At 67.2% G+C, this 12,394-nt stretch carries 6 protein-coding genes; 2 read left to right on the forward strand and 4 right to left on the reverse strand.

The genetic code is table 11. From position 1 onward, the window contains the following. Window positions 1-6: 6 nt before the first annotated feature. The 3 genes from AX708_RS12060 to AX708_RS12070 form a co-directional block, all read right to left on the reverse strand. Window positions 7-1,791, reverse strand: coding sequence for an IlvD/Edd family dehydratase (locus tag AX708_RS12060; protein WP_066524929.1), 1,785 nt, complete (start codon window positions 1,789-1,791; stop codon window positions 7-9). Continuing rightward, window positions 1,788-2,912: a LacI family DNA-binding transcriptional regulator gene (locus tag AX708_RS12065; RefSeq protein ID WP_066525046.1), complete on the reverse strand. Its 1,125-nt coding sequence runs from the start codon at window positions 2,910-2,912 to the stop codon at window positions 1,788-1,790. Before AX708_RS12065 ends, AX708_RS12060 begins: the two co-directional genes overlap by 4 nt. 67 nt (window positions 2,913-2,979) lie before the next feature. After that, window positions 2,980-5,091 carry an alpha-glucuronidase gene (locus AX708_RS12070; RefSeq protein ID WP_066524931.1) on the reverse strand — a complete coding sequence of 704 codons (2,112 nt, stop codon included), beginning with the start codon at window positions 5,089-5,091 and terminating at the stop codon, window positions 2,980-2,982. A 59-nt stretch (window positions 5,092-5,150) separates the two neighbouring features. On the opposite strand from AX708_RS12070, the gene AX708_RS12075 reads away from it, so the two are divergent. Both AX708_RS12075 and AX708_RS12080 read left to right on the forward strand, forming a co-directional pair. After that, window positions 5,151-7,583 (forward strand): glycoside hydrolase family 3 N-terminal domain-containing protein, encoded by a 2,433-nt coding sequence (locus tag AX708_RS12075; RefSeq protein ID WP_066524933.1) that lies wholly within the window; start codon window positions 5,151-5,153, stop codon window positions 7,581-7,583. Further along, a complete protein-coding gene (locus AX708_RS12080; protein ID WP_156443239.1) occupies window positions 7,580-8,791 on the forward strand; it encodes an endo-1,4-beta-xylanase in 1,212 nt (403 codons plus the stop codon). The genes AX708_RS12075 and AX708_RS12080 overlap by 4 nt, the downstream gene beginning before the upstream one ends. A gap of 160 nt (window positions 8,792-8,951) precedes the next feature. Here AX708_RS12080 and AX708_RS12085 read toward each other — a convergent pair whose 3' ends face one another. After that, on the reverse strand, window positions 8,952-12,332 hold the full coding sequence (locus tag AX708_RS12085; protein ID WP_197425818.1) for a TonB-dependent receptor: 3,381 nt from the start codon (window positions 12,330-12,332) through the stop codon (window positions 8,952-8,954). Window positions 12,333-12,394 lie beyond the last annotated feature (62 nt).

Below are 12,394 nucleotides of genomic sequence, written 5' to 3' on the forward strand. Positions count from 1 at the left end.
TTCCTCTCAGTGGTTATGCCGCGGCAGCTTGCGCGCCGTCCCGCGATACTTGAGCGCGAAGTCCATCACGCCGCCCTCGGCAAGTTGCCCGGTCTTCTCGCGGTAGAGTTCCTCCCACGGGGTCAGGCTTTCGGGCACGGGCGGGATGGTATCCTCGGCGCGGCGGCGGGCAATCTCGGCCTCGTCCACCAGCGCGTCGCAGCGCCGCGTGTTGAGATCGACGCGGATGATGTCGCCCGTGCGCAGCCACGAGAGGCCCCCGCCGACCGCGCTTTCGGGGCTGACGTTGAGGATCGAGGGGCTGTCGCTCGTCCCCGATTGCCGGCCGTCGCCCAGCGTCGGCAGCCACGGCTTGCCGGCGCGGATCATCGCGTCGGGCGGCTGCATGTTGACCACCTCGGCGCTCCCCGGCCAGCCGATCACCCCCGAGCCGCGGATGACGAGGATGCAGTCCTCGTCGATATTGAGGGACGGGTCATTGATCCGGTGGTGGTAATCGTCCGAGCCATCGAACACGATCGCGCGCGCCTCGAACACGCCTTCGGAGCCCGGGCGCGAGAGGTAACGGGCGCGGAAGGCCGGGCCGATCACGCTGGTCTTGAGGATCGCGAAATCGAACAGGTTGCCCGAGAGCACCATGAAGCCCGCCTTGTCGATCAGCGGATCGGCAAAGGGCCGGATCATCTCGCGATCGGGGCTTTCGGCACCAGCGAGGTTCTCGGCCATCGTCTTGCCGGTGCAGGTGAGGACGTCGCCATGCAGCCGTCCGGCATCCAGCAGTTCCCACATGGCAGCAGGCACGCCGCCCGCGCGGTGGAAGCGCTCGCCAAGATACTTTCCGGCGGGCTGCATGTTGACCAGCAGCGGCAGGTCGTAACCGTGTTCCTGCCACACCCCGGTCTCGAGCGGCACGCCTGCGTGCGCAGCCATGGCCATGATGTGCGGCTGGGCGTTGGAGGAGCCGCCGATGACGCTGACCGTGGCGATGGCATTCTCGAACGCCGCGCGGGTGAGGATATCGGAGGGCTTCAGATCCTCGAGCACCATCTCGACGATGCGGCGGCCTGTGCGGTAAGCCATTTGCCCTCGCTCGCGGTAAGGCGCAGGGATCGCCGCGCAGCCGGTGAGCGAGAGGCCCAGCGCCTCGGCCACCGCGTTCATGGTGCTCGCCGTGCCCATCGAATTGCAATGGCCTGCCGAGGGCGCGCTGCTGCAGGCGCGGTGGAGGAACTCCTCCTCGTCGATCTCGCCTGCCGCAAGCTTGCGGCGGCTGCGCCAGATGACGGTGCCGCTGCCCACCAGCTCGCCCTCATGCCAGCCGTCGAGCATCGGGCCGCCCGACAGCACAATCGCAGGGATGTCCACGGTCGAAGCCGCCATGATCTGCGAGGGCGTGGTCTTGTCGCACCCCGTGGTCAGCACCACGCCATCCAGCGGATAGCCGTTCAAGAGCTCCACCAGCCCGAGATAGAGCAGGTTGCGGTCGAGCGCGGCGGTAGGCCTGCGGCAGTTCTCGAAGATCGGGTGGATGGGGAATTCGATCGGGATCCCGCCTGCGTCGCGGATCCCGTCGCGGGTGCGCTTGGCTAGGTCGACATGGATGCGGTTGCAGGGGGAAAGGTCGCTCCCGCTTTGCGCGATGCCGATGATCGGCTTGCCGCTTTGCAGTTCCTCGGGCGTCACCCCGTAATTCATGAAGCGTTCGAGATAGAGCGCCGTCATGTCCATGCGTTCGCGGTTGTCGAACCAGTCGCGCGAGCGCAAGGTGCGGGGTGAGGCTTGGTCTGTCATGGTGTTCCGGGGGGTTGGCTGAAGGATGACGCAAGGCGCGGCCCGGCGTCGGAATTGCGGCGGATCAGCTGGTAGGCCAGCGTCAGCTGCTCGGCCTTGGCACGCGATGCGCGCGGCTTCTGCTTGTGGACGCGGGCAATCATCGCCACCGCTTCCGCAGTCATTTCGCGAATCGGCTGGCGGATGGTGGTGAGCTCGGGCCAGATCGAACTGGCGAGCTCGGTATCGTCGAAGCCGCACACAGTCACGTCGCCCGGCACGTCGAGATGGCGGCGATGCGCCATCGCGACGGTCGCAGCGGCCATGTCGTCGTTGGAGGCGAAGATCGCGGTCGGGGGATTGGCGATGCTCAGCAGCTTTTCGGCCGCGACCATCCCGGAACGGTAGGTGAACTGCCCCTGCGCGATCAGTGTCTCGTCGATCGCAAGGCCGGCATCGGTCATCGCCGCGCGATAGCCGTCGAGGCGCTGGCCGCTCGCCACCTGTTCGGGATTGCCGATGATGAAGCCGATGCGTTCGTGGCCCAGACCGATGATGTGCCGGGTCATGTCATAGGCGGCCTGGAACTCGTCGATCAGCACCGCGCCGTGACTGCCGCTCGCGCGGCCCGGTCCGACCGCGACCGCGATCCCGCCCGCGGTGCGGATCAGATCGAGCACGCTCTGGTCGTCGCACAGCGGCGGGGGGAGGATGTAGCCCTCGATCCCGCCGTCGAGCAGCTTCCTGATCACCTTCTGCGCCTCGGCGACGTTTTCGCAGGCCTGCACGACAAGATAGATGTCGCGGCGGCTGGCCTCCTCCAGCGCCCCCATCAGGAACTCGCTGAGGTAGGAGGCCGAGGGGTTGTCGAACAGCAGCGCGATGCGCAGCTGCGATCCCGCCGCGAGCGAGCGCGCCGCGCGGTTGGGCACGTAGTTCAATTTGGCGATCGCGCCCAAGACCTTCTGCTTGGTGTCCTCGCGCACGTTCTCCTCGCCGTTGATGACGCGGCTCACCGTCATCGGCGAGCACTGCGCCTCGCGCGCGACATCGGTGATCGTGGGCGCCGCATTGGATCGCCGGGCGGCGCGCTTGCGGCCCTGGATTGCGGACGGGGCGAGAGTGTCGGCCTTGGTGCTCATGGCGCCCGCCATACTGCGAGGGCCCGAGTGGCGGCAAGCGGGATGATAAGCGCTATCATAGCCCCCCTCATTGCCCCGGTGCCTCGGGGAAAGCGCGCTGCCGGTAGGCGGAGAGCGGCTCGGCCGGGGGCACTATGCCGGAGGGCAGCGCGAGGCCATTGACCGATTGCCAGTAAGCGAGCGAGGCATCGCGCCACCAGCGCGCCTCCTTGCGCTGGATAGCAAGGTCGGCGGTGACGGCGGCGTGGCGCTCGGGATCGATGGCAGGGGCGAGGCTCGCCCATGCAGCAGCCATGCGATCGACCCCCGCGACGCCGGCATCGTAGCGGGCGACAAGTTCCTCCCACAGCGTGCGGCCCGAGGGGAGGCGATGCGCCCACGCCAGGCGGTGGAACCACAGCAGCAAGCGCGGGTCGGTGGTGGCCGGGTCGCTCCACTGTGGGGCGATGGATGGGGCGTATTGCGCGAGGGAAGCGGAGCCCGTGGCGGTTCGGTCGAAGCCGATCCCGTCCTTGTTGGCGCGGTGATAGTAGCACGGGTTCCACTCGGGTCGCTCGAGATCGCACACCCACGGCGCGGGGCCGTAGTGGTGGGAGGTGCCCATCAGATGCGCAAGGCCGAGGGGGCCGGTGTAATCGACAACCGCCTCGCGACTCCCCAACATCATCGCGGCGATGGTGCGCAGCGCTTTCGGATCACGCGTGAAGGTCTGCGCGGCCCATTCGCGGGCGATCTGTCCGCTCGTCAGCGCATGGTTCCACGCAAGCCGCCCGAAGGCATACCAGTTGGCCGCATCGAAATGGGTACCGGTCCAGTTGCGGTCCGATCCGACATTGGCGACCCCTGCCATGCCGACGGGTGCGACGATCTGCGCCACCGTTCCGCCCCGCCCCGTATCGGCGTCCAGCACCTCCTTCCAGAGCGGCGCGAGGTAGGCAATTCCGCTCGCCTGCCCGAGATATTCGCGGGTGATCTGCGCCTCGAGCATTACCCGCGTGTTCTGCATCGCCCCGAACAGTGGATGGAACGGCTCGCGCGGCTGGAAATCGAGCGGGCCGTTCTTGATCTGGAGGATCACGTTGTCGGCGAACTGGCCGTCGAGCGGCTGGAACTCGGCATAGGCCTGCATCGTGCGGTCGGTGCTGTCCTCGGCCCGGTAGACGAAGGCGCGCCAGATCACCGTGCCCCTCTCGCCAATCGCGGCGGCGAGCATGTTGGCGCCCTCGGCGTGACTGCGGCCATAGTCCTGCGGGCCGGGTTGGCCCTCGGAATTGGCCTTGACCAGAAACCCGCCAAAATCGGGGATCGCGGCGTAAATTTCGTCCGCCTTGGCCTTCCACCATGCCGCCACCTGCGGGTCGAGCGGGTCGGCGGTGGCAAGCCCGCCGATGTCGCGCGGGGCGGAGAAGCGGGCGGACAGGTAGACGCGGATGCCATAGGGCCGCCACGCGTCGGCCAGCCGCTTGAGCTTGGCTATGTAGCGCGGCTCCAGCATGAAGGCCTTCGCGTTGACGTTGTTCACCACTACGCCGTTGACGCCAATGCTGGCGTTGGCCCGCGCATAATCGATCATCCGCGGATCGAGCTTCTCCGGCAGGTGCCACCAATCGAAGATCGAACGCCCGGCATAGCCGCGCTCCACGTGGCCGTCGGGATTGTCCCAGTGGTTGAGCATCCGCAGCGGCATGGCAGGCGCTTCGGACAGCTGGATGTCGGCCGGCGCCCGGCCCTGCCCCAATTCGCGCAGCAAGGCGTAGGTCCCGTACAGACAACCGATGGGTGCGGCAGCGGTGATGCGCACCGCTTCGGCCGAGCCTGACACCCGGAACGCACCGTCCCCCGGCACGTCGGGGTTGGCGCAATCATAGACGAACGCGCCCTTGGGGCCGCTGCCCGGCACTCTGACGTCGACGATCGTGATTCGCTCCGCGGCGGGGCGGGCCAGCAGCCCGTCGAGGCCGCGGTAAAGCTCATCCAGAGCGAGGGCCACGGTCGGATCCTGCGCCATTCCGGCATAGACCGCACCGTCCAGCCGCGCCAGCCGCGCACGCGCCTCGCCCTCGAGCGGGGCATGGCGCAGCCACAAGGCGTAGCCATCCTCGGCACAGGCTTGCCCTGCCGCGAGCAACGCAGCAGCAATCATCGCAAAGCCGTTGACAAGCCCTCTCCCTCTCATCATGGTAGCGCTACCACAAACGGTCGGCCAGTCAAGCCGGCGTGGCAGGAGAGGGACATCACATGAAGGGGATCAAGCGGGCTGCGCTGGCAGCTGGCGTGTGTCTGGCAGCGTTCGGGATGGTCGCGGGCGAGGCGACTGTGGCGCAGGCTCAGACCCGGGGCAAACCCGCCGCCATCAAGGTCGAGCGCGCGATGAAGGACGCGCCCTACTGGAACCCCGCCCTCCCGACCGAGCAACGCGTCGAGGATCTCCTCGCCCGCATGACGCTCGAGGAGAAGATCGCCCAGATCATCACCGTGTGGGACAGCAAGGGCAAGATTCAGGCCGCCGGCGACGTCTTCGATCCCGCCAAGGCAGCCGCCGTCTACCCCGACGGCATCGGCCAGATCGCCCGGCCTTCGGACCGCAGCGGTCCCTCCAGCCCGCGCAAGGTCGGGCGGCGCAGCATCGAGGAATCGGTCGCCTTCGTGATCGCCGCGCAGAAATGGGCGATGGAGAAGACCCGGCTCGGCATTCCGATCCTGTTCCACGAGGAATCGCTCCACGGTCTCGCCGCGCGGGATGCGACCGCCTTCCCCCAAGCCATCGGTCTTGCGAGCAGCTGGGACCCGGACCTGATCCGCGACATCAACGCGTTGATCGCCGAGGAAACAGCCGCGCGCGGCGTCCACCTGGTCCTCTCTCCCGTGGTGGACGTCGCGCGTGATCCGCGCTGGGGACGGATCGAGGAAACCTTCGGCGAGGACCCCTACCTCGTCGGCGAGATGGGTGTCGCTTCGGTCGAGGGGCTGATGGGCACCGGCACCACCCGCAAGCTCGCGCCGGGCAAGGTGATGGCGACCTTGAAGCACATGACCGGCCACGGCCAGCCCGAAAGCGGCAACAATGTCGCCCCCGCCCAGATCAGCGAGCGCACCTTGCGCGAGATGTTCTTCCCGCCCTTCGAACAGGTGGTGAAGCGGACGAAGATCGACGCGGTGATGGCCAGCTACAACGAGATCGACGGGGTGCCGAGCCACGCGAACAAGTGGCTCCTCAATGACGTGCTGCGCGGCGAGTGGGGATACCAGGGCGCGGTGGTCTCGGACTACTATGCGATCGAGGACATGGCGCGCCTCCACCACATCGCCGCCGACAATGCCGGCGCGGGCGAGATCGCGCTGAAGGCCGGTGTCGACGTCGATCTGCCCGAAGGCGCGGGCTTCAGGGACCTCGCTCGCTCGGTGCGCGAGGGCCGCGTGTCGCAGGAGGCCATCGACAATGCGGTGCGGCGGCTGCTCACCATGAAGTTCAACGCCGGGCTGTTCGAGAACCCGTGGCCCGATCTGGCCAAGGCGAAGACCTCCAACGGTCCTGCTGGCGTGGCGCTGGCCCGCAAGGCCGCCGAGCGCTCGCTGGTGCTACTGAAGAACAACGGCGCGCTGCCGCTGGCGCTGCCCGAGGCGGGAGCGGCGACCAAGCCGACCATCGCGGTAATCGGCCCCAATGCCGATGTCGCGCGCCTCGGGGGCTATTACGGCGAACCGCGCGCAAGCGTCACCCCGCTCGCCGGCATCCGTGCGGCGGTGGCGGGCAAGGCCAACGTGGTCCATGCGCTCGGGGTCGAGATCATCGACGGCGACAGCGACTGGTGGGACGACGCGGTGGTTCTCGCCGATCCGGCCAAGAACCGCCGGCGCATCGCCGAAGCGGTCGAGGTGGCGAAGGGCGCGGACACCATCGTCCTGTTCATCGGCGACACCGAGAAGACCAGCCGCGAGGGCTGGGCCGCCAATCACCTCGGCGACCGTACCAGTCTCGACCTCGTCGGCGAGCAGAACGAGCTGTTCAAGGCGATGAAGGCACTGGGCAAGCCGGTCGTGGTAGTGCTCGTCAATGGCCGCCCGCCGAGCTACCCGACCATCGCCGCCGAGGCCGATGCGATCCTCGAGACGTGGTATGCCGGCGAACAGCAGGGCACCGCGATTGCCGACGCGCTCATCGGCACAGTCAACCCCGGCGGCAAGATGCCGGTTTCGACCGCGCGCAATGTCGGCCAGCTGCCGAACTTCTACAATTACAAGCCGAGCGCGCGGCGCGGTTACCTGTTCGACGAGGTGACCCCGCTGTTCCCGTTCGGCTGGGGGCTCAGCTACACCACCTTCACCCTGGCCGCGCCGCAGCTTTCGGCGAGCATGATCAAGCCGGGCGAAGGTGTGACGGTCACCGTCCGCGTCACCAACACCGGGACGCGCGCAGGCGACGAGGTGGTGCAGGTCTACCTGCGCGACGAGGTGAGTTCCGTCACCCGTCCGGTGAAGGAGCTTGTGGGCTTCAAGCGTGTGACGCTCCAGCCGGGCGAGACCCGCGACGTGGCAATCGCGGTCGAACCGCGCGCCTTTGCCATGTGGAACGCCGATATGCAGCGCGTGACCGAACCGGGCACATTCGAGATCATGACCGGCGCGAACTCGGCCGAATTGCAGAGCGTCAAGCTGGAGGTCCGGCCGTGACGATTTCCCGCCGCGATGCGCTGGGTGCGATCGGCACCACGCTGGCCGCGCTACCGCTGGTCGGCTGTGGCGGCGGGTCGACCGGTTCCGCGCCCGCTCCGGTCAGCGCCGCGCCGCCGCCCGCACCCGCTCCCACAGGCGCGCCTTCGCCGGGCCTCAACGCCATTGCCGCGCGCGGCGGGCGCAGGTTCGGGAGCGCCATCGCCTCGATACCCGGCGTGCGCGAGGCGGGCTCGATCCAGAACCCGGACTACACCGCGATCATCAAGGGCGAATGCGGCATTGTCGTCCCCGAAAACGAGATGAAGTGGCAGGCCGTCCGCCCCGCGCCCACAATCTACAATTTCGACCGGATGGACGAGATCGTCCGCTGGGCACAAAGCAACGGGCTCGCGGTGCGCGGCCACACCCTGCTGTGGCACCGCCCGCAGTGGTTCCCGAACTGGCTCAACACCTACGACTTCGGCGCCACGCCGGTGCGCGAGGCCGAGCGGCTGCTGACCGAGCACATCCGCACCGTCACCCGCCGCTACAAGGGCGTCATTCAGAGCTACGACGTGGTCAACGAAGCGATCGACCATGAGCGCAACGCGACGATCGAGACCAGCCTCAGCCGTGCCATGGGCAGCCCCGAGGCGGTGCTCGACCTCGCCTTCCACACCGCGCGGGCCGAGCTTCCCACCGAGCAGCTCGTCTACAACGACTACATGAGCTGGGAGCCGCAGCACCAGAAGCACTGCGCCGACGTGCTGCGCCTGCTCGAAGGGTTCAGGAAGCGCGGCACGCCGGTCGATGCGCTGGGCATCCAGTCGCATATCGAGATGTTCAGCATCGATCCGGCCACCGGCGTCGGGCCCTATGCGGAACGCGAATGGCGGCGGTTCCTCGACGAGGTCACCGGCATGGGATACCGCCTGCTGGTCACCGAATTCGACGTCAAGGACAAGGCGCTCCCCGCCAACATCGCCCAGCGCGACGAGAAGGTCGCCGATTTCGCGCGGCGCTATTTCGAGGTGATGCTCGATTACGGCAAGCATCTCGACGATGTGCTCGCCTGGGGCATGGTCGACAGGTTCAACTGGCTCCAGGGCTTCGATCCCGCCAAGCGGGCCGACGGGCTGGAGGTGCGCGGCACGCCCTATGACAGCACCTACCGCGCGAAGCCTCTGCGCACCGCCCTTGCCAACGTCTTGACCGCCGCCGGCTGATCCTCTCGCCGACGGTTTCCCCCTGTGGCCCGGGCAGCGATGCCCGGGCCTTTTTTCGCGCGCGGCCCCGGCTCGTCCCGCCATCCGGCCAAACGAAAAGGGCCCCCCGGCCTAAGCCGGAGAGCCCTTTCCCTGGGGAGCTTTCGCCTAGCGCGGCGTGCTAGAAGTTGCCGCGCACGATGAAGGAGAAGCGGCGGTCGTTCATGAAGAACGAACGCGGCGCCAGCACGCCCGGATCGCCGGTATAGGCCTGCGTGGTCTTGGTCACCTCGTCGAGCAGGTTCACGCCTTGCACGCCGACCCGGATGCTCTTCGTCACGTTGAAGAAGATCGACGCATCGAGCTGCCCGGTCGCCTCGTTGAAGATCGAGTAGAACGGGAAGATCACGTCCGCCGGGGTCAGCAGGAAGCGCGAGCGCCAGTTATAGGCGGCCCGCATGCTGATCGGCCCCTTCTCGTAGAAGATCGTCGCGTTGACGTTGTGCTTGGAGAGCTGTTCGAGCGGCAGGTTGCCCGGCGGGATGGTCGACGGATTGACCGGCTCGCCCGTGTTGAGGAAGGTGTTGGGCAGGCCCTCGCTCTCGATATAGGTGTAGTTGGCGGCCACCCCCAGTCCGTCGAACGGCTTGGGCAGGAAGTCGTAGGTCTGCTGGTAGGCGAGCTCGAAGCCTTTGATCTTGCCGTTCTGGTCGAAGTTGGCAGGCCCCCGCACCAGCACATCGCGCGTGATCCCGTTGCTGGTGATCTGCCGGTTGGTGATCTGCTGGTAGAAGAAGTCCTTGATGTCCTTGTAGAAGGCATTGAAGGTCAAGGACCCGACCGTGTCGAAGTACCATTCGGCAGTGAGGTCGAACTGCCATGCCGTCGCCGGACGGATGAAGGGGTTACCCGCTTCCGCGGTCAGCTCGCCGCTGCCGCCCAGACCGATGTTGACGAAGTTGCGGACGTAGGAGTTGTCCGGCCGCGTCAGCACCTTCGAGGCGGCAAAGCGCAGGATGACCTCGTCGGTCACGCCAAACTTCAGGTTGAGGCTCGGCAGCCAGAAATCGTAGCTGACATTGGCGACGTCGAGCGTGGTCACCCCGTCGCCCGCGAAGGTCTGGAGCTGGGCATAGCCCGCAGCGCCGAGGTTGCAGACGCCGCCGGGCACCTGCGGCTGGGTGCCCGGAGGCGCCCCTGGCGGCACCACCGCGGCGCAGCGCACCGAGAAGGGCTCCAGGATGTTGAGCGCCTGACGGCTCGGCACGCCGATCGAGCCCTGCGAGCGGATCGAGGTGTTGACGTAGCGCACCCCGATATTGCCCGACATGCGGATGCCGCCACCGAACAAGGCGTCGGTGCCGAAATCGAGCTGCAAATAGGCGGCCGAATCCTGCTGGGCGATCGGCTGGATTTCGGCGGGCAGATAGGGCGTGCCCGCAATCGCGTTCTGGCGCCCTGCGGCCGGCAGCCAGGTCGGCGAGGCACCAAGCGCACGCGCACGGTTCTGGATCGACTGGAAGTCGGCCACCGCGCCCTCGTAATCGCCGACAAGATCGCCGGCGTAGTAGAAGGCACCCGGAGGGCCAGGGACCTTGCCGCGGAAGAAGTTCGGGAAATCGTAGCGCTGCGAAAGGTCGGTCGGCGTGTCGGCAAAGTTGACCGGACGATCGCCCGACCAGGTCTCGCTCAGCATGCCCCAGTTATAGGTGGTGTAGCGGACAGTCTGGTCGCGGTCCTGATAGCGCGCGCCCCACTTGGCCTTCCGGATGAAGGCGTCGTCATCGAACTCGTAGCCGAAATCGGCCTGGAAGGCATATTGCGTGCCGGTCGAATCTTCGATGTGGTCCATCGCCGCGCGCCAGAACTGGAAGCGCGGATCGGTGAAATACTGCGCTTCGGTCGCATTCGCGAGATCGGCGCCGGGAGTCGACCAGGTGTAGCCGAGGAACTGCGGCTTGCGCGGAATGATCACCGGCAGGTCACCCGAGATGTCGAGCTCCTGGTCGGCGAAGGACGAGCCGAACACGCTGAAGTCGAGGTTCTGCTTGCGCGAAGTCGCATACTGCGCGTCGAGCTCAACCGTCAGGCGGTCGGTCAGTTCGGTGCGCAGGTTGATCGAGTAATCCTCGTTGGTGACCTCGTCGTTGACCTGACGGCGGGCGAGCGACTGCTGGAGGCCGCCGATCGGCACAAAGGGCGAGGTGCCCGGGTTGCCGCGCCAGCCGTTCGAGGCGTTGACGATGTAGCCCGACTGGAACAGCCCGGCGTCATTATAGAGGTAATCGGTGAACCCGCCGATCGGGCACTGCGCGCGCGCTGTCGGATCGCCGTTCGTCCCATCAGGGTTGATCCGGTTCGGCCCCGCATCGTTCTGCTGGCAGCCGAGCGGATAGGTCGAATATTCGGCGAGATCGGGCGCGGTCTCGAAGGTGTATTCGCCCCACTTGTTGGTCGAGGCCGAGCGGATGAATTCGGCGGTGATCAGGGTCTTGCCGTCGATCGATTCGAACTGCGCCGAAGCCGCGATCCCGAAGCGCTCGCGGTCGAACTCCTGGGTGCGGAACTGGCCGCCCACCGGCGCCACGCGGCTGGTGGCATAGTCGGCAAAGCCGTCCACCCCGGCCGCGCCGAAGACGCCGCAAGCCGAGCCGCCCGGGGGCAGCAGAGCGGTGTTGGTCGTCCCCGGCAGCGGGTTGCGGCAGACGCGCACGCCATCGGTGTTGGCGGCGTTGACCAGCCGCCCGTCACGGGTCTGGTAGTTGGCGACCTGAAGCCCGTCCGCGCGGCTCTTGATGCGCGAATAGGATGCGCTGGCGAGCAGGCCGAAGCGGCCCTTGTCGGTGTCCCAGGTGTTGCTGATGAGGCCCGAGAGCGTCGGCGTCCATTCCTTGCGGAAGTCGCCGTAATTGGCCTCGCCGCTGAAGGCGAACTTGAACCCGTTGTTGTCGAAGGGCTTGCGGGTGTTGAGGTTGACCGTCCCGGCCAAGCCGCCCTCGATGGATTCGGCGGTGGCGTTCTTGCTGATGATCACCGAGCCGAGCAGTTCGGCCGGCACGTCGGCGAAGTTGAGCGCCTGCCCGCCGACGCCCGCTGCAAAGGCCGAGCGGCCGTTGAATTCGGAGCGCACGAAATTGAGGCCGCGCACCACAACGCCCGAACCTTCGACCGAGAAGTGGTCGGGATCGTTCGAGCCGGCGAAACGGTTGATCGCCACGCCCGGCACGCGCTGGAGCGCTTCGGTCACGGAACGGTCGGGCAGCGCGCCGATGTCCTGCGCGGTGATCGCATCGACCACGGTGTCCGAATTGCGCTTCACGCTCTGCGCGTTGGCGAGCGACTGACGAAGGCCGCTGACAATGATTTCGGCGACCGGCTCTTCGGCGGCGACGGTGTCCTGCGTCTCGGGCTCGGCGGGTGCCTGCTGGTCCTGCGCAAAAGCGGCGCTGGCGCCGATCGCGCTGCCGAGCACGACAGCGGAAGCCCCGGCGCGCAGTACACTCTTGTACCACGGCTGACGGCCGCCCGGCCCGAGGCCATGCGGCTGCATCGAAGTGCGCATAAGATCCCTCCCCATGTTAGCGCTATCATTTATTCGCAGATAGCTTGCCCTGTTGTGGGAGC

It is taken from the genome of Erythrobacter sp. CCH5-A1, from assembly GCF_001557115.1.
Classification (GTDB): domain Bacteria; phylum Pseudomonadota; class Alphaproteobacteria; order Sphingomonadales; family Sphingomonadaceae; genus Erythrobacter.